The sequence below is a fragment of the Nitratireductor sp. PBL-C9 genome, assembly GCF_050877045.1.
Taxonomy (GTDB): domain Bacteria; phylum Pseudomonadota; class Alphaproteobacteria; order Rhizobiales; family Rhizobiaceae; genus Nitratireductor; species Nitratireductor aquimarinus.
Map to the genome: position 1 here is coordinate 211,721 of NZ_JBPAXW010000005.1, position 17,848 is coordinate 229,568.

The following is a 17,848-nucleotide window of genomic DNA, read 5'->3' on the forward strand; positions in this document are numbered from 1 at the left end:
GATGCGACATTGTGCACAGAAAGCGTGATGCCACGACCACGACCGGCGTTATGACAGGTGACAAACACAACGGCGTGCGCTAGTTTCCAGCCGTCGAGGGCAGCAGCCCTGCCTGTTTGCGGGAGAGAGCCAAACCGGGGAAAACCGGGGCGGACGCCGAAGGGGAAATCGCCCGAAATCTCTCAGGCAAAAGAACCGTAGACAGGTCAAGACACTCTGGAAAGTCGGGGAGCGATCCCCGCGCCGAAGGTGTAAGCGTGGTCGACAGAGTTCCGGCTGCGCGAGTCTCTCAGGCTTCCGACAGAGGGGCACGAACATGTCGCTTCCCGCGGCATGCGTGCGATTCTGGAGGAATGATGAGCAACACCGAATCCCTGAAACATCTGCCGCTGGAAGCGCTGCATGAAGATGCCGGCGCACGTTTTGGCGCATTCGCCGGCTGGCGCATGCCCCTGACCTATCCCGCCGGCGTGATGAAAGAACACATCCACACGCGCGAAAGCGCCGGACTGTTCGACATCTCTCACATGCAGCTCTTCGAGGTTGAAGGCGCAGACGCAGCAGCCTTCCTGTCGCGCGCCTGCCCGCTCGATGCGACGGCGCTCAGGGAAGGCCAGTCGAAATACACCGTCCTTCTCAACGAGAATGCCGGCATCATCGACGACCTGATCGTCACCCGGCTCGGCGAAAACCGCTACATGATCGTGGCGAATGCCGGCAATGCCGCGAAGGATGAAGTGCATCTCCGCGCCATCGCCGCAGATTTCGACATCTCCTTCACCGCGCTCGAGCGCGTCCTCCTCGCCCTTCAGGGCCCCGACGCAGAAGCCATCCTGATCGCCGCCGGCCTCGACCTCAGCGATCTCGTCTTCATGACCGGCACGGAGCCGCATGAGGGCTGGTTCGCCACCCGTTCGGGCTACACCGGCGAAGACGGTTTCGAGGTGGCGCTGCCGGTCGATCAGGCGGAGCGCTTTGCCCGCAAACTGCTCGACGACGAGCGCGTCCAGTGGGTTGGCCTTGCCGCCCGCGACAGCCTCAGACTCGAAGCCGGGCTCTGCCTGCATGGTCAGGATCTCGACGAGACGACCGATCCGGCCAATGCCGCCATCCTTTGGGCCGTGCCGAAGGCGCTGCGCTCCGAAGGCCGGTTCATCGGCGCCGAGGCCCTGCAGAAGATCATTGCCGATGGCGCGAAGGAAAAGCGCGTCGGCCTGAAGCCGGAAGGCCGCCAGCCGGTGCGCGCCGGCGCACCGCTCATCAACGAAGCCGGCGAAAAGGTCGGCCGCGTCACATCGGGCGGTTTTGGCCCCTCCGCCGGTCATCCGGTGGCGATGGGCTATGTCGCCAAGGCGCTTTCCGAACCCGGCACCCGTCTTTTCACCGAAGTGCGCGGCAACCGCATCGCACTTGATGTCCATACCCTGCCCTTCACGCCGCAGCGCTACAAAAAAGGATAACAGCCAGATGAGCCAGACCTATTTCACCGAAGACCACGAGTGGATCAAAGTCGAGAACGGCGTCGCAACCGTCGGCATCACCGATCACGCTCAGGAACAGCTCGGCGATCTGGTGTTCGTGGAACTGCCCGAAACCGGCGCAACGCTCTCCAAGGGCGACACCGCCGTCGTGGTTGAATCCGTGAAGGCCGCTTCCGATGTGTACGCGCCTGCCGATGGCGAGATCTCCGAGGTCAACGAAGCGCTTGCAAGCGACCCGGCCCTCGTGAACTCCGCCCCCACCGGCGATGGCTGGCTGTGGAAGATGAAGCTCTCCGATGAAAGCCAGCTCGAAGGCCTGATGGACGAAGCCGCCTACAAGGCGTCGATTGCCTGAGGAAACACCATGTCCGCCAACACACTCCCTTTCGCCGCCCGCCATATCGGCCCGCGCGGTGAAGAAACCAAGGCCATGCTGGCCACGCTCGGCGTTCCGTCGCTCGAGACGCTGATCACGCAGGCCGTGCCGAATTCGATCCGCCTCGACCGTCCGCTCGACCTGCCGCCGGCAGCCAGCGAGACCGAGGCGCTCGAAGAGCTCGGCGCAGCCATGCGCCAGAACAAGGTGCTCAAGAGCTTCATCGGCGCCGGCTATCACGGCGTGAAGGTTCCGCCGGTCATCCAGCGCAACCTGTTTGAAAACCCTGCCTGGTACACGGCCTACACGCCCTACCAGTCGGAAATCAGCCAGGGCCGCCTTGAGCTTCTGTTCCACTTCCAGACGCTGGTGACGGAACTGACCGGCCTGCCGGTCGCCTCCGCCTCGCTGCTGGACGAAGGTTCGGCCGTGGCCGAAGCCGTGGGCATTGCCTGGCGTCATCATCGCTCCAAGCGCAGCAAGCTGGCGATTGCCGGCGAACTGCACCCGCAGACCCGCGACGTGGTGGTCACCCGCGCGGAGCCGCTGGGCATCGAGGTCGATGGCGACACGATCGACGACAACACCTTCGCCCTCATCGTTCCGTGGACCGACACCTATGGCGTTCATGGTGACCACGGCGCGCTGATCGCCGAGGCAAAGGACAAGGGCGCCATCGTCATCATGGTGGCCGACCCGCTCGGCCTGCTGTTGAGCGAAACGCCGGCAGCACTGGGCGCAGAAATCGCCGTTGGCTCGATGCAGCGTTATGGCGTTCCGATGGGCTTTGGCGGTCCGCACGCGGCCTATTGCGCCGTATCGGACAAGCTGACGCGCCTCATGCCCGGCCGCCTCGTCGGCCAGTCGGTCGATGCGCATGGCCGTCCGGGCTACCGTCTGGCGCTGCAGACCCGCGAGCAGCACATCCGCCGCGACAAGGCGACCTCCAACATCTGCACCGCGCAGGCACTGCTTGCCAACATGGCCGCAGCCTTTGCCATCTGGCATGGCCCGGAAGGGCTCGCTGCAATTGCCGAGCAGGTGCATGAGCGCGCAGCCCGCTTCCATGCGGGCCTCAAGGCTGCCGGCCTTTCGCTTGCAGGCGATGTCATCTTCGACACGGTCACCGTCACCGTTCCCGGCAAGGCGCAGGAGATCGCGGCCGGAGCCGAGGCCGAGGGCCGCCTTGTGCGCGTTCTCGACGCGGACCGCGTCAGCGTCGCCTTTGACGAGACGACGACCGAAGACGATCTGGCCGCACTGGCAGCCCTGTTCGGCGCCACCGTGCCGGAAAGCGCACCGCGCCTTGCCCCGGCCGCAGCGCGCGGCGAAGGCTTCCTCACGCAGCCGGATTTCCACTCTCACCGCTCGGAAACGGAAATGATGCGCTTCCTGCGCAGGCTCGCCGACAAGGATCTTGCGCTCGACCGCGCCATGATCCCGCTTGGCTCCTGCACCATGAAGCTCAACGCTGCTGCCGAGATGATGCCCGTGAGCTGGCCGGAAGTGGGTGGCCTTCACCCCTTCGCTCCGCCGGAACACACGTTGGGTTATCGTCGCATGATCGACGATCTGGACCGCTGGCTCTCGGAAATCACCGGCTTCGACGCAGTTTCGCTGCAGCCCAATGCCGGTAGCCAGGGCGAATATGCCGGTCTCCTGGCCATCCGCCGCTATCACGCCGAGCGCGGCGAAGGTGACCGCGATATCTGCCTCATCCCCTCCTCCGCCCATGGCACCAACCCGGCGTCCGCCTCCATGGCCGGCATGCGGGTGGTGGTCGTGCGCTGCACGGAAGATGGCAATATCGATCAGGACGACCTGAAGGCGAAGGCGGAAGAGCACGCCGACAAGCTGGCGGCGCTGATGCTGACCTACCCGTCGACCCACGGCGTGTTCGAGGAAGGCGTGCGCGACATGTGCGCGGTGATCCACGAACACGGCGGCCAGGTCTATTTCGACGGCGCCAATCTCAACGCCATGGTCGGGCTTGCCCGTCCGGGCGATCTGGGAGCGGATGTCTGCCACCTGAACCTGCACAAGACCTTCTGCATTCCCCATGGCGGCGGCGGACCGGGCGTTGGCCCGATCGGCGTCAAGGCGCATCTGAAGCCGTTCGTGCCGGGGCATGTGGCGCTCGGCAGCAGCCATGCGGTGGCCGCAGCCCCCTATGGCAGCGCGTCGATCCTGCCGATCACATGGATGTATATCCGCATGATGGGCGGCGACGGCCTCAAGCGGGCGACGGAAATGGCAATCCTCAACGCCAATTACATCGCCCACAGCCTGAAGGAGCACTACCCGGTGCTCTACAAAGGCCGCAACGACCGTGTCGCGCATGAGTGCATTCTCGACACGCGGGTGTTCAAGGATCGCGCCGGCATCACCGTCGACGACATCGCCAAGCGGCTCATCGACTATGGCTTCCACGCCCCGACCATGAGCTTCCCCGTTGCGGGCACGCTGATGGTGGAGCCGACGGAGTCGGAGCCGAAGAGCGAAGTCGACCGCTTCTGCCAGGCGATGATCTCCATCGCCGAAGAAGCTGCGCGGGTGGAAAAGGGCGAATGGCCGAAGGATGACAATCCGCTCGCCAACGCGCCGCACACCGCGATGGAGCTGATGGGTGACGACTGGACGCATCCCTATAGCCGCAGCGAAGCCGCCTTCCCCGAAGGTTCGCTCGAGGCAGCGTCCAAATACTGGCCGCCCGTCTCGCGCGTCGACAATGTCGGCGGCGACCGCAATCTGGTCTGCGCCTGCCCGCCCATCGAAGCGCTGGCAAGCTGACCACGATGAAACGGATCATCTCCCCAAGCTGGGGAGATGATCGCCTCAATTGCCGCGCACCTCTTGGCGCGCGCCCCCGCTTTCTGGTAAAGCGTCGTCCACACACTCCGAACGGAACCGGAACAGGCTTCGCTTTGCCTTGCAAACCATGGCAAACTGCGGGCTGATTCGCGGACAGGAAACAACACGCTTCATGGACGACAACAACGACCTCTTCGCCGGAATGCCTGCCGCCGGGACGCCTGCCAATGTGGAACGTGCGAAAACGCCCGAGCCGGCAGCGCCTCAGCGCAAGCCCGCTGCGCGTCCCGCGCCATCTGCATCGCCCGCCCCGTCGGGCGACGGCTACAGTGCGGCCGACATTGAGGTTCTGGAAGGTCTGGAGCCCGTTCGTCGCCGTCCCGGCATGTATATTGGCGGCACCGACGACAAGGCGCTGCACCACCTGTTCGCCGAAGTCATCGACAACTCCATGGATGAGGCGGTGGCCGGCCACGCCACCTTCATCGAAGTGGAACTCGACGAGGAAGGCTATCTCTCCGTCACCGATAACGGTCGCGGCATTCCGGTCGATCCGCACCCCAAGTTCAAGGACAAGTCGGCGCTCGAAGTCATCATGACGACGCTGCATGCCGGCGGTAAGTTCGATTCCAAGGTCTACGAGACCTCCGGCGGCCTGCACGGCGTTGGCGTGTCCGTGGTCAACGCCCTGTCCGAACTCCTTCAGGTGGAGGTTGCCCGCAATCGCCAGCTCTTCCGCCAGACTTTTTCACGCGGCCTGCCGCAGGGCGGACTGGAGAAGCTCGGCGACGTGCACAACCGGCGCGGCACCAAGGTGCGCTTCAAGCCGGACGAAGAAATCTTTGGCAAGGGCGCGAAGTTCGAGCCCGCGCGGCTCTACAAGATGGCCCGCTCCAAGGCCTATCTGTTCGGCGGCGTGGAAATCCGCTGGATTTGCGCCCCTTCCCTGATCGGCGAGAAGGACGAGACGCCCGAAAAGGCGACCTTCCACTTCCCCGGCGGTCTCAAGGACTATCTGGCCGCTTCGCTCGACGGGCAGTTCCAGGTCACCAAGGAGATTTTCTCCGGCCGCAGCGAAAAGACCACCGGTCATGGCGCCGTGGAATGGGCGATCACCTGGTATGGCGGCGACGCCATGCTCAACTCCTATTGTAACACCGTGCCGACGCCCGAGGGCGGAACCCACGAAAGCGGTTTCCGCAACGCGCTCCTGCGTGGCCTGCGCGGCTATGCGGAGCTGACCGGCAACAAGCGCGCTTCCATCATCACCTCCGAAGACGTGATGATCTCGGCCGCCGGCATGCTTTCCGTGTTCGTGCGCGAACCGGAGTTCGTTGGCCAGACCAAGGACAAGCTGGCGACGGCTGCCGCCACCCGCATTGTCGAAAACGCGATCCGCGATCCGTTCGACCACTGGCTTGCAGAAAACCCGCAGGAAGCCTCCAAACTGCTTGAATGGGTTGTGGCGCGCGCCGATGAGCGCCTTCGCCGCCGTCAGGAGCGCGAGGTCAGCCGCAAGAGCGCCGTGCGCAAGCTGCGCCTGCCCGGAAAGCTCGCCGACTGCACCATGGGCGCGGCAGCGGGTGCTGAAATTTTCATCGTCGAGGGCGACTCGGCTGGCGGCTCCGCCAAGCAGGCGCGCAACCGCGCCAGTCAGGCCGTTCTGCCGCTGCGCGGCAAGATCCTCAACGTCGCCAGCGCCGGCTCCAACAAGCTCGCCGCCAACCAGCAGATTTCCGACATCACACAGGCGCTCGGCTGCGGCACGCGCTCGAAATACCGTGAAGACGATCTGCGTTACGACCGCGTCATCATCATGACGGATGCCGACGTCGACGGCGCGCACATTGCCTCGCTGCTCATCACCTTCTTCTATCAGGAGATGCCGCAGCTCATCGAGAATGGCCATCTCTACATGGCTGTTCCCCCGCTCTACCGCCTCAGCCAGGGCGGCAAGACCATGTATGCGCGCGACGACGCCCACAAGGACGAGCTTCTGGAAACGGAGTTCACGGGGCGCGGCAAGATCGATATCGGCCGCTTCAAGGGTCTGGGCGAGATGATGGCGAGCCAGCTCAAGGAAACGACCATGGACCCGGCCAAGCGCACGCTGCTGCGCGTCACCGTGCTCGACGGTCAGGAAGCCACCAAGGGCGCCATCGACAGCCTGATGGGAACCAAGCCCGAAGCGCGCTTCCGCTTCATTCAGGACAATGCCGAGTTCGCTGAAGAACTGGATATCTGACGCGCAAAGCCGGCATTGATGCCGGCGACGCGGACGCCCTTCTGTCAGGCGGCGGCGATCGCCTGCGCCTGAAGGCGTGCGTTCTCACGCAGGGCATCGAGATGGATTGAGCGCAGCAGGCCAGCGAGCTCGGCAGATTCCGCTGCCGGACCGGACTGGCCGGGCGTCGCGCCAATGCTCTCCATCATCAGCCAGGAAACCTCCTGCGCACCGGCCACCCGCCGCCCCTGCGCCACGTCACGCCAGACCGACAGCGCGCGGATCAGGGGGCGGTGAAACGGCTTTGCAAGCCCCGCCTTCTGCAAAAGCGCCGATACGGCCAGATCGCGTCCGTTCACGAGCAGGCCGCGAATGCGCGTGTGCGACTGCCCGGTGAGCGCCATCATCACATGGCCGAAGAAATCGATCTTGCCATGCGCCACCATGCGCACGATGAAACCTGCCGTCAGATCACCACGCATGCGCAGATGCTCCACCAGCGCTTCGTGCTCATCCGGGTCAATCGTCTCGATCAGCGTGAGCGAGGCGCGCACGCATGCATCACGCGTCAGCTTCTCGGCCCGCGCCGCACCCACCAGCGCCTTAACCAGCGGCGCTTCGCGCAGGGCTTCGCCAAGCTGCACGAGAAGCGTGTGCCGGCAATCGGAAGGAAGACGCTGATCGGCCGCCAGCGCCACGCGCATGCGCGGCTCATGGCCATGACGCTCAATCATGCGGCGAAAGCTCACTGCGGCGATCTCCGCGCTCGGATTGTCGACCATCGCCAGACAGGATTCGAGCGATCCCACCTCTGCAATGGCGGCCGAAACCCCCATGGCAAGCTGCGGACGCTCTGCAACAAGCCGCTGCGTCCCTTCGCGGCCGTCGCCCACGCGGTCGATAAGGTCGGAATCGGAAAGCATCGGCGAGCGCGCCAGGATCGGCGCAGCAACGTCCGGCTGGTCGGCGGCAAGAGCGGCGATCACCTGCATGGGCGCATGCCGGCTCATCGAGAGCGCTTCGGCCAGTGCGGCGCGCACCTTGGATGAGGGATCGTCGAGCAGCGCCGTCAGCGCGGCCTCGGCCGCGTAGCGGTCCTCAAACGGCAGTTCCCGGTCGAGATAGGCTCTGGCGAGAGCTGTGGCAGCCCCTGCTCTGTCAACCACTCTGGCAGTCTCCATCCATTTAAGAAAATGCTGAACCACTTGCACTGAAGTCACGCTCCCGCCCTGTCTGGAATGACCCTAGCGCGAATTCGTATAGGAAACGTTTACCATAAGTGCCCGCTTGCGAGGGGCCGGCAGCCCGCCTATCAAGAAAGGGAGGATGCATTGGTCAAACGGGATGCGGAGGACACGATGGCCGGTCTTTACCTAGAGGAATTCCAGCCGGGACAGGTGTTCCAGCACACGCTGCGCAAGAGCGTCACCGAAAGCGACAACATGCTGTTTTCGACCATGACGCTGAACCCGCAGCCGCTCCACATCGATTTCGCCTTTGCCGAGAAGACCGAATGGGGCAAGCCGCTCGTCAACTCGCTCTTCACGCTGGGGCTGATGATCGGCATCTCCGTTCACGATACGACGCTTGGCACGACTGTCGCCAATCTGGGCATGACGGAGACGGGCTTCCCTCACCCGGTCTTCCACGGCGACACGATCCGGGTTGAAACAGAAGTCAAATCGGTGCGCGAATCCAAATCCAAGCCTGACCGCGGCATCGTCGAATTCGAGCACCGCGCCTACAATCAGGATGACCGGCTGGTGGCGCGCTGCCTGCGTCAGGCCATGATCCTCAAGAAGATAGACGCCTGATCATGCGTTCGCTTCTATTCGTGCCCGGGGATTCCGAGCGCAAGCTTGAAAAGGCGCTTGGTTCCGCAAGCGATGTGCTGATCATCGATCTGGAAGATTCGGTCAGCCCCGACCGCAAGGCCGAAGGCCGGCGCATCACCACCGCTTTCCTGGAGGACGCGCGCGGCCGTACGGGCGCGCAGCTCTATGTACGGGTCAACGATCTGTCGAGCGGCCTGACGGAAGACGACCTCGCCGGCGTCATGCAGGCGGGGCCCGATGGCGTGATGCTGCCCAAGGCCGAGGGCGGCGCAGATGTGGCGCGCCTTGCCGCCGCATTGCGCGTGCACGAAGCAGAAAACGGCATTGAAGACGGAAGCACACGCATCCTGCCGATCATCACGGAAACGGCGCTGGGCGTCCTCAACGCCGCCAGCTACCGGGATTCGAGCGACCGGTTGGCCGGGCTGACCTGGGGCGCGGAAGACCTGTCGGCCCATATCGGCGCGCTCGCCGCGCGCCATGAAGACGGAAGCTATACGCCGCTCTTTCAGCTCGCCCGCAGCATGACGCTGCTGGCGGCTGCGGCGGCAGGCGTTCCGGCCATCGACACGGTATTCCCGAACTTTTCGGATACAGAGGCTTTTGCAAGGGATTGCCAATTGGCGGCGCGCGATGGCTTCGTCGCCAAGATGGCCATCCACCCGGCGCAGGTCGCACCGATCAACGCCACCTTCACCCCCTCCGCCAAGGAGGTGGAGAAGGCCCGCGCCGTGGTGGAGGCCTTCTCTGCCGCCGGAAACGCCGGCGTGGTCAATATTGGCGGGCGGATGTATGACCGCCCGCACCTGGCGCTTGCCGAACGCGTGCTTGCACGCGCAGCCGACGCGTCGTCAGACTAGAGTGGGGAGAAGCATCGGATTAACCCGAAAACCGGGCTACTCCGACTGCCCTGGCGCGTCAGTCACCCTTCCACTGGGGGCGCGTCATCTGGAACACCTCGGTCACAGCCGAATAGTCACGATATCCAAGACGGGCGAGATTGCCGGCAGCAACGGCATCGAACATGCCGTCCTTCAAAACGGCATCGCTGATGTGAACGCCGACCACCTCACCGGTGACAACGATGACGCCGGCCCACGCGCCATCGAGGCCGAGCGGACGACGCACTTCGGTCACCTTGCATTCAAGCGCGGCGTGGCATTCGGCCACGCGCGGCGGCGCAACCAGCGTCGATGGGGCTTCCGTAAGTCCGGCAAAGGCAAACTCGCTGACACCGCGCGGCGCATCGACCGAGCTTGCATTCAGCTGCTCGGCCAGATCATGGCTTGCAAGATTGACGACGAACTCGCCGGTTTCTTCCGCATGGGTGGCGCTGTCCTTCGCCCCTTCCGAAGAGAAAAACACCAGATGCGGATTGGACGAGATCGCATTGAAGAAGGAGTAAGGCGCAAGGTTTGCCGTTCCGTCCTTCGACAGGGTCGAAATCCAGCCGATCGGACGCGGCGAGACGATCGCCTTGAACGGATCATGCGGCAGGCCATGCCCCTTGGAGGGTTCGAAAAACATCATGCTTCCCACGGGCCGGAGTAATCGGAAACAATGGCGTCCAGCGCAGGGCGCGGCCGCTCGACCAGTTCCACATCATAGGAACCGATATGCACGAAGCCGACCACGCGCTCCTGCGGCGCCAGCCCCAGAATGCGGCGACCTTCCGCATCGTCGGAATACCAGTTGGTGATGAGATTGGTGCCATAGCCGAGCGCATTGGCTGCAATCATAAGGTTCATGGCTGCCATGCCGCCAGACAGGAACATCTCCCATTCGGGAATGGTCGGGCTTTCCTTGGGCACGCAAACCACACCGATCACCAGCGGCGCGCGGGAAAAGCGGTTGCGCTCCTGCTCCAGACGCGTTTCCGGCAGCTCGCCCTCACGCTCGACCGCGCGTTTGGCCAGTGCCTCGCCAATCTCGGTGCGCGCATCGCCACGATAGAGAATAAAGCGCCAGGGTGTCAGTCGCCCGTGATCGGGCACGCGCGAGGCTGCGGTCAGGATGGTCTCGATTTCCTTGTCGGAAGGAGCTGGTTCCGCGAGGTCTTTCACCGGCGTGGAGCGGCGCGCGAGCATGAAATCAAGCACGGATGGATGCACTGTCTGTCTCCTGTGGGATCTGCATTGCCTGAAACAGGTTGTCTGGCTGGCAAAAGCTGGCTTTTCGCTGGAACCAGATCGCATAATCGCCTTGAAATTGCCACCGCCTTGGGCTTCATGTCAGCTATGCGCGGTTCACTTAAAACGACTCTGTCTCTTCTCGCCCTGTGCACGCTGTCCTTTCAGGCGTCGAACGTCATGGCGCAGGAGGATGCGGCGAAAGCCGTCGACGGCCTGCGCCTGCCCGGCCTCAACAATTATGCCCCCGCCTCCGTGGATGATGCGCTCGCCATTGCCGACACCGGCGAGGTCACGCTGGTCGCGCATCTGAACGAAGGCGGCGACGAAATCCCGAACGGTCTCGTCTGGCGTATTTTCGGCACGCAGCCCGGCCCCGATGACAAACTGCCGCTCGTCGCAACCGCGCGCGGCGGCAACAGCGTCTTCGAACTCGCCCCAGGCAGCTATCTCGTCCATGCCGCCTATGGACGCGCAGGCGTGACAAAGCGCATCACGGTCAGCCGCGAGCCCATGCGCGAAGACCTGTTCCTCGATGCCGGCGGTCTCAAGCTCAACGCGATCCTGCCCGGCGGCGTGCGCATTCCGCAGAACCAGCTGCGCTTTGCCATCTATGAGGCGACGGAAGACAATATCGGCGACGGCGCGCTGATCCTGCCCAAGGTCGAGCCCGGCAGCATCGTCCGGCTCAATTCCGGCACCTATCACGTGGTCTCCAATTACGGAGACATCAACGCAGCGATCCGCTCCGACATCCGCGTGGAAGCCGGCAAGCTGACGGAAGCGACGGTGGAGCACCGCGCCGCCGACCTTACCATGAAGCTTGTGCGCGAACGCGGCGGCGAAGCCATTGCCGATACCGCCTGGTCGGTTCTGACCGACACGGGCGAAATCGTCTACGAAACGGTCAGCGCCTACGCCTCCATGGTTCTTGCCGAAGGCAATTACACGATTGTCGCCAAGAACCGCGACCGCATCTACCAGCGCGACTTTTCGGTCGTGCCCGGCCGCAATCAGGATGTGGAACTGCTGCCAACCGATCTGCTCGACACGCGCAATCAGTTTCCCGACTGAAAACCGGAACACATCGCAGAAATGAAAAAGCCCCGCTGCATCCAGCGGGGCTTTTTCATTTTGAGCGCCTTACAGCTCTAGGCCTTTGCAGCCTTGCGCTTCAGGTCCGGCGGCGTTGCCTCTTCGACCAGCATGGCGGTCACATCGGCCAGCGACATGGACGCCTGATCGCGGCTTCCCAGCCGGCGAATGTTCACCGTGCCTTCTTCCGCTTCGCGCTTGCCGCAGACGAGGATCACCGGAACCTTGGCCAGCGAGTGCTCGCGGACCTTGTAGTTGATCTTCTCGTTGCGCAGATCCACCTCGGCCAGAAGTCCGGCCTCCTTCAGCGTCTCCGTCACTTTCAGCGCATATTCGTCGGCATCGGACGTGATCGTCGCCACCACCACCTGCACCGGTGCGAACCAGAGCGGGAAGTGACCGGCAAAGTTCTCGATCAGAATGCCGAGGAAACGCTCCATCGAGCCGCAGATCGCCCGGTGCACCATGACCGGCTGCTTCTTCTCCGAATCCTGATCGATGTAGAACGCACCGAAACGCTCCGGCAGGTTGAAGTCGATCTGCGTCGTGCCGCACTGCCATTCGCGGCCGATGGCGTCCTTCAGAACATAGTCGAACTTCGGCCCGTAGAACGCGCCATCGCCCGGATTGATCGCCGTCTTGATGCGGCTGTCCGAGGCGGCGATCTTTTCGAGAACGCCCGTCATGATCTCCTCGGCGTGATCCCACAGCGCATCCGATCCGACGCGCTTTTCAGGCCGCGTGGAGAAGAAGACCGTGATCTCCTTGAAGCCGAAATCGGCATAGGTGGAGAGGATCAGGTCGTTGATCTTCAGGCATTCAGCCGCAAGCTGGTCTTCCGTGCAGAAGATGTGCGCGTCGTCCTGCGTGAAGCCGCGCACACGCATCAGGCCGTGCAGCGCGCCCGAAGGCTCGTAGCGATGCACATTGCCGAACTCGGCCATCCGGATCGGCAGGTCGCGGTAGGACTTCAGGCCATGCTTGAAGATCTGCACGTGACCGGGACAGTTCATCGGCTTCAGTGCGAAGGTGCGGGTGTCTTCCGCCTCGTCGTCCGCGCACTCGACCTTGAACATGTTCTCCTTGTACCAACCCCAGTGACCGGAGGTCTCCCACAGGCTCTTGTCGAGCACCTGCGGAGCGTTGACCTCATCATAGCCATCGGTTGCGAGCCTGCGACGCATGTAGCTCACAAGGTTCTGGAACATGCGCCAGCCCTTGGAGTGCCAGAACACGACGCCCGGGCCTTCTTCCTGGAAATGGAACAGGTCCATCTCGCGGCCAAGGCGACGGTGGTCGCGCTTCTCGGCCTCTTCCAGCATGTGGAGATACTGGTCGAGCTCTTCCTGCGTGTGCCAGGCCGTGCCGTAGATGCGGGTCAGCATCGGATTGTTGGAATCGCCGCGCCAATAGGCGCCGGCCACCTTCATCAGCTTGAAAGCCTTGCCGATCTGACCGGTGGAAGCCATGTGCGGTCCACGGCAGAGGTCGAACCAGTCGCCCTGCGCGTAGATCTTGACGTCCTGATCCTCGGGGATCGCGTCGATCAGCTCGACCTTGTAGCTCTCGCCCTTTTCGGCGAACACTTCCTTGGCCTTGTCGCGCGACCAGACTTCCCTGGTGAAAGGCTTGTTGCGCGCAATGATCTCCGCCATCTTCTTCTCGATGACCGGCAGGTCTTCGGGCGTGAAGGGCTCATTGCGGGCGAAGTCGTAATAGAAGCCGTTCTCGATCACCGGACCGATGGTGACCTGGGTGCCGGGCCACAGTTCCTGCACGGCTTCGGCAAGCACATGCGCGGCATCGTGACGGATCAGTTCCAGCGCGCGCGGGTCGTCACGGGTGACGATCTCGATATCGCCGGACGTGCCCACAGGCTCGGAAAGGTCACGCACCGTGCCATCGAGCGCATAGGCGACGGACTTCTTGGCGAGCGACTTGGAGATGCCGGCTGCAATGTCAGCGCCGGTCGTCGCCGCGTCATAATCGCGAACGGAGCCATCGGGAAATTTCAGGGAAACGGCCTCGGCCATAGGTCTTCTCCTTATCCAGTCCCGCCAACGAGCGCGGGTGGTTTGGGCATTTTGGGTTTGCGGGCCCGAAATAAGCATTTCGCCAGCGAAGGTAAAGGGCAAACCGGCGGCAGTAGTGTCGCGGCTATTTCAGCCAGTAGTCTTCCGCCCCTATTGGCATGGCGCCAAGCACCCGCCGCAGCCGCTCCTCGCCAACCTCCGCACGCAGGACAGCGGCGACATCTCCAATGGCGGTTTCAGGCGCAGTGTTGTGCGGTTCCCGCACGGCCTTCATCTCCCGGTGCAGCGTTTCACGATCGGGAAACGGAGTGACTTCTGCCTCAACATCCCAGCCTTCAATGAAGATCACCCGCAGGAGCGGTGGCAGGACTTCCGCAAAGGCCAGCGCGTCCTTCACCGGCACGTGGCTGCGAAACACGTGCAGCACGGCGCGCGTCATCGCATAGCTCTGATTATGCGAACCGCGCATGGACTGCTTTTTCACCGCATCGAGAAAACGTCGGAAATCGCGGCTGGCGTAAAGATAGTCCATCGGCACCGTCATGAATGCTCGCCTTTCTGCCGCGCCACCCGCCAGAAGCGCCACGGCGTCCACCATTTCAGGTCTTGTTCCAGCACATCGGGCACCGGGTCGATCCCATGCGTGCCGCCCGGCCCGCACCGCACCACGCGGAAAAGTCCCATCCAGCCGCCCGACCACAGCCCATGCCGGGCAATCGCCTCATAGGTGTATTCCGAGCAGGTTGGGAAATGCCGGCAGGAATTGCCGATGAAGCCCGACAGGGTGAGCTGGTAGAGCCGCACGAAAGCCGTTCCGAACAGGCGACCGGGCGTCTTCGGCCAGGGCCCCTGCCAGTTGCGGCTGCGAATGGGCTGGGCCATCGTCAGGCGGCAGCGCCAGCGCGCGCCTTTTCGATCTGGTCGATGGCATCCACCACCGCATCGAAGGTGAGAAGCGTGGAAGCATGGCGCGCCTTGTAGCCGCGCACCGGCTCCAGATATTTCAGATCCTCGAAGCGGCCGGCCGGCGGCGGGCCTTCTTCCTTGAGCATGGCGTACATCGCGTCGCGCACATGGCGCAGCTCATCAGCCTTCGCCCCCACCACATGGGCAGCCATGATCGAGGACGATGCCTGACCGAGCGCACAGGCCTTCACCTCATGTGCAAAGTCTGTGACCGTGTCGCCTTCCATCTTGAGATCGACAATGACGGTGGAGCCGCAAAGCTTTGAATGCGCCTTTGCCGTGGCATCGGGACTGTCCAGCCGTCCAACACGCTGAATATTGCCGGCAAAGCCAAGAATTTTTGCGTTATAGACATCGTCCAGCATGGTTTTCCCGCTCTGCCGCAGCCGAAACAAATCAAAGTCGTTTCGGCATCTTTCCTTCTGCTTCAAGGCACTTATATAATGATCGCTATGGGCCCGCGACAAGGCATGATGCCGCTGCGGGTTCCAGTTTCGCGCACGCCACTGTCGGGCCGGGCTGAGAATTTTTCTCCAATACCCGCTGGATAAGGCCGTGAACCGTTCAACTCGTTCCTGCTGAGACAGGAACTACGGGAGACGCCTTCTATGGACGCCATTATCAAGAACTTTCCGCCTCATGCCGATAAGGGTGAAGCCACTGCGGAGAAGAATTCCTATATGGACAAAGCAGTTACTGATCGCCCCTCTCAGGAAGAGGTCGAAAACGCCGTTCGCACGCTGCTGCGCTGGACAGGCGACGACATCAACCGTGAGGGCCTGATCGAGACGCCCAAGCGCGTCGCGAAGGCATATCGCGAAATGTTCTCCGGCTACGACCAGTGTCCCGCCGAAGAACTCGGCCGGACCTTCGAGGAGGTGCAGGGCTATAACGACATGGTCCTCATCAAGGACATCTCGTTCCATTCCCATTGCGAACACCACATGGTGCCGATCATCGGCAAGGCGCATGTCGCCTATCTGCCGGACGGCAAGGTGGTCGGATTATCCAAGATCGCCCGCGTGGTCGACATCTTCGCCCGCCGCCTGCAGACGCAGGAGGCCATGACGGCGCAGATCGCCCATGTGATTCAGGACGTCCTGAAGCCGCGCGGCGTTGCCGTTCTCGTGGAAGCCGAGCACATGTGCATGGCCATGCGCGGCATCCGCAAACAGGGTTCGGTCACGCTGACGACGACCTTCACCGGCGCCTATCGCGAAGACCTTCAGGAACAGGCGCGCTTCATGACCATGCTGCGCGACAAACACGGCTGATGACCACACTCACGTTTCCCCCTGCCCCATCCGACAAGGCCGCGCTCGAAGAGGGCGCGGCTTTTTCTCCGCGCTTCGATGCCAATGGCCTCATCACGGCCGTGGTGACGGACGCCGACACCAATGCACTTCTGATGGTGGCGCACATGAACGCCACGTCTCTCGCCATGACGCTTGAAACCGGCATCGCCCACTACTGGTCGCGCTCGCGCGGCAAATTGTGGAAGAAGGGCGAGACCTCCGGCAATGTCCAGCACATCGTCTCCATCGCCACCGACTGCGATCAGGATGCGGTGCATCTGAGCGTACGCGTCGCCGGCGATGGCGCAACCTGCCACACCGGTCGCCGCACCTGCTTCTACCGCAATGTGAGCATTCGCGACGGCAAACCGGTTCTGGTCGACCTCGGCATGAAGCCTTTGGACGACAAAGACGGACATGCCTGACCGAAAGTCGGTCTCGATTTCTTGAACGCCCGAAGCGTAGACTTTCTCCTCGGGAGCGCCCATCTACTGGGAAGGGGTAGTAGCCGCGTTCCTCGGTGAGGCAGCGTTGAACCATTCGGTTCGCCACAGCGACGCATATTCACCAATTCGATACAGTCCTCGGGCATGATGCTTCCGGGGACGAGGAGATGAACATGCTCGATTGGGCATCTCTACGCAGGAAACAGGAAAACCGGGAAATCGACGTGATTTCGCCGGAACCGCCCCCGCTTGATCCAGCGCCCGCGCCTGAAAAAGGCGGCATTGCCCTGGCTCTTGGCGGCGGCGCGGCCCGTGGCTGGGCGCATATCGGCGTCCTCCGCGCCCTCGATGAAGCCCAGATCCCCGTCGGCATGATTGCCGGAACCTCCATCGGTGCACTGGTCGGCGGCTGCTATCTGGCTGGCAAGCTCGATGAGCTGGAAGAATTCGCACGGTCCCTCACCAAACGCCGCATCTTCGGCCTGCTCGACATCAATTTTGGCGGCAGCGGCCTGTTCGGCGGCATGAAACTAACGGCCCGCATGCAGGAGCACCTTCAGGACGTCACCTTCGATGACCTCGCCAAACCCTTCGTCTGTGTCGCGGCGGAAATCCGCACCGGTCATGAAATCTGGCTGTCGAAAGGATCGCTGATCACCGCCATGCGCGCGTCCTATGCGCTGCCCGGCGTTTTCGAACCCGTCACCTGCAATGGCCGCGTTCTGGTGGACGGCGCGCTGGTCAATCCGGTTCCCGTTTCCGCCTGCCGCGCCTATGAGCAGCCTCTGGTCATGGCGGTGAACCTGCATTACGACCTGTTTGGCCGCGCCGCCGTCATCAAGCATTCCGCCGACATGCCGCAGGAAAGCGAGGAAGGCGAGACTGCGTCTCTGGTGGTCGACAAGGGGCCGCAGCAGCGCGATCAGCGCCTTGGCATCACCGGCGTCATGGTCGAGGCGTTCAACATCATTCAGGATCGCATTTCACGGGCGCGCATGGCCGGCGACCCGCCCGACCTGTCGCTTCAGCCCAAGCTCGGCCATATCGGCCTGACGGAATTTCACCGCGCTGACGAGGCGATCACCATCGGTTACGAAACCACGCAGGCCCGGCTTACCGAACTCGAACGCCTGCTCACGGTCCTTGGATAGGCGCAG

At 63.0% G+C, this 17,848-nt stretch carries 17 protein-coding genes and 1 riboswitch; of the genes, 10 read left to right on the top strand and 7 right to left on the bottom strand.

Features of this window, described 5'->3' with window-relative positions; translation table 11 throughout:
• Nucleotides 1-109: 109 nt before the first annotated feature.
• A riboswitch (glycine riboswitch) is annotated at nt 110-208 on the top strand.
• Between the two features lie 148 nt (nt 209-356).
• The 4 genes from gcvT to parE all read left to right on the top strand — a co-directional run bounded on the left by gcvT (nt 357) and on the right by parE (nt 6,913).
• On the top strand, nt 357-1,460 hold the full coding sequence (gene gcvT, locus ACRTG1_RS12715; protein WP_206548895.1) for a glycine cleavage system aminomethyltransferase GcvT: 1,104 nt from the start codon (nt 357-359) through the stop codon (nt 1,458-1,460).
• A gap of 7 nt (nt 1,461-1,467) precedes the next feature.
• Nucleotides 1,468-1,836: a glycine cleavage system protein GcvH gene (gene gcvH / locus ACRTG1_RS12720; RefSeq protein ID WP_113155437.1), complete on the top strand. Its 369-nt coding sequence runs from the start codon at nt 1,468-1,470 to the stop codon at nt 1,834-1,836.
• A gap of 9 nt (nt 1,837-1,845) precedes the next feature.
• Nucleotides 1,846-4,647 (top strand): aminomethyl-transferring glycine dehydrogenase, encoded by a 2,802-nt coding sequence (gcvP, locus tag ACRTG1_RS12725; RefSeq protein ID WP_432516219.1) that lies wholly within the window; start codon nt 1,846-1,848, stop codon nt 4,645-4,647.
• A gap of 193 nt (nt 4,648-4,840) precedes the next feature.
• The gene (gene parE, locus ACRTG1_RS12730) at nt 4,841-6,913 is read left to right on the top strand and encodes a DNA topoisomerase IV subunit B (protein WP_206546342.1); all 2,073 of its coding nucleotides are present in this window, start codon (nt 4,841-4,843) and stop codon (nt 6,911-6,913) included.
• Between the two features lie 44 nt (nt 6,914-6,957).
• Here parE and ACRTG1_RS12735 read toward each other — a convergent pair whose 3' ends face one another.
• The gene (locus ACRTG1_RS12735) at nt 6,958-8,073 is read right to left on the bottom strand and encodes a DUF2336 domain-containing protein (protein WP_432516220.1); all 1,116 of its coding nucleotides are present in this window, start codon (nt 8,071-8,073) and stop codon (nt 6,958-6,960) included.
• 177 nt (nt 8,074-8,250) lie between these two features.
• Here ACRTG1_RS12735 and ACRTG1_RS12740 point away from each other — a divergent pair, with 177 nt between their 5' ends.
• Both ACRTG1_RS12740 and ACRTG1_RS12745 read left to right on the top strand, forming a co-directional pair.
• Entirely contained in the window at nt 8,251-8,706 is a 456-nt protein-coding gene (locus ACRTG1_RS12740) for a MaoC family dehydratase (protein ID WP_432516333.1), read from the top strand.
• 2 nt (nt 8,707-8,708) lie between these two features.
• Nucleotides 8,709-9,587, top strand: coding sequence for an HpcH/HpaI aldolase/citrate lyase family protein (locus tag ACRTG1_RS12745; RefSeq protein ID WP_317087890.1), 879 nt, complete (start codon nt 8,709-8,711; stop codon nt 9,585-9,587).
• A gap of 58 nt (nt 9,588-9,645) precedes the next feature.
• Here the strand turns inward: ACRTG1_RS12745 and ACRTG1_RS12750 are convergent, their stop codons facing one another.
• Nucleotides 9,646-10,254 carry a flavin reductase family protein gene (locus ACRTG1_RS12750; RefSeq protein ID WP_206548891.1) on the bottom strand — a complete coding sequence of 203 codons (609 nt, stop codon included), beginning with the start codon at nt 10,252-10,254 and terminating at the stop codon, nt 9,646-9,648.
• Nucleotides 10,254-10,814: a nitroreductase family protein gene (locus ACRTG1_RS12755; protein ID WP_210343945.1), complete on the bottom strand. Its 561-nt coding sequence runs from the start codon at nt 10,812-10,814 to the stop codon at nt 10,254-10,256. The genes ACRTG1_RS12750 and ACRTG1_RS12755 overlap by 1 nt, the downstream gene beginning before the upstream one ends.
• A gap of 222 nt (nt 10,815-11,036) precedes the next feature.
• Here ACRTG1_RS12755 and ACRTG1_RS12760 point away from each other — a divergent pair, with 222 nt between their 5' ends.
• Nucleotides 11,037-11,930, top strand: a complete 894-nt coding sequence (locus ACRTG1_RS12760) for a hypothetical protein (RefSeq protein ID WP_113155444.1) — start codon at nt 11,037-11,039, stop codon at nt 11,928-11,930.
• 77 nt (nt 11,931-12,007) lie between these two features.
• On the opposite strand, the gene thrS is transcribed toward ACRTG1_RS12760, so the two are convergent.
• The 4 genes from thrS to ACRTG1_RS12780 all read right to left on the bottom strand — a co-directional run bounded on the left by thrS (nt 12,008) and on the right by ACRTG1_RS12780 (nt 15,315).
• Complete coding sequence (thrS, locus tag ACRTG1_RS12765; RefSeq protein WP_432516221.1) at nt 12,008-13,984, bottom strand: threonine--tRNA ligase; 1,977 nt, start codon at nt 13,982-13,984, stop codon at nt 12,008-12,010.
• 124 nt (nt 13,985-14,108) lie between these two features.
• Nucleotides 14,109-14,528, bottom strand: a complete 420-nt coding sequence (locus ACRTG1_RS12770; protein ID WP_113155446.1) for a DUF2267 domain-containing protein — start codon at nt 14,526-14,528, stop codon at nt 14,109-14,111.
• Nucleotides 14,525-14,866, bottom strand: a complete 342-nt coding sequence (yidD, locus tag ACRTG1_RS12775) for a membrane protein insertion efficiency factor YidD (RefSeq protein WP_113155447.1) — start codon at nt 14,864-14,866, stop codon at nt 14,525-14,527. The genes ACRTG1_RS12770 and yidD overlap by 4 nt, the downstream gene beginning before the upstream one ends.
• A gap of 2 nt (nt 14,867-14,868) precedes the next feature.
• Nucleotides 14,869-15,315: an iron-sulfur cluster assembly scaffold protein gene (locus ACRTG1_RS12780; protein WP_432516222.1), complete on the bottom strand. Its 447-nt coding sequence runs from the start codon at nt 15,313-15,315 to the stop codon at nt 14,869-14,871.
• A 243-nt stretch (nt 15,316-15,558) separates the two neighbouring features.
• Here ACRTG1_RS12780 and folE point away from each other — a divergent pair, with 243 nt between their 5' ends.
• The 3 genes from folE (at nt 15,559) to ACRTG1_RS12795 (ending at nt 17,842) form a co-directional block, all read left to right on the top strand.
• Nucleotides 15,559-16,224 carry a GTP cyclohydrolase I FolE gene (gene folE / locus ACRTG1_RS12785; RefSeq protein WP_113155449.1) on the top strand — a complete coding sequence of 222 codons (666 nt, stop codon included), beginning with the start codon at nt 15,559-15,561 and terminating at the stop codon, nt 16,222-16,224.
• The gene (gene hisI, locus ACRTG1_RS12790; protein ID WP_113155450.1) at nt 16,224-16,670 is read left to right on the top strand and encodes a phosphoribosyl-AMP cyclohydrolase; all 447 of its coding nucleotides are present in this window, start codon (nt 16,224-16,226) and stop codon (nt 16,668-16,670) included. The genes folE and hisI overlap by 1 nt, the downstream gene beginning before the upstream one ends.
• A gap of 188 nt (nt 16,671-16,858) precedes the next feature.
• Entirely contained in the window at nt 16,859-17,842 is a 984-nt protein-coding gene (locus tag ACRTG1_RS12795; protein WP_371685904.1) for a patatin-like phospholipase family protein, read from the top strand.
• The last annotated feature ends 6 nt before the right edge of the window (nt 17,843-17,848 follow it).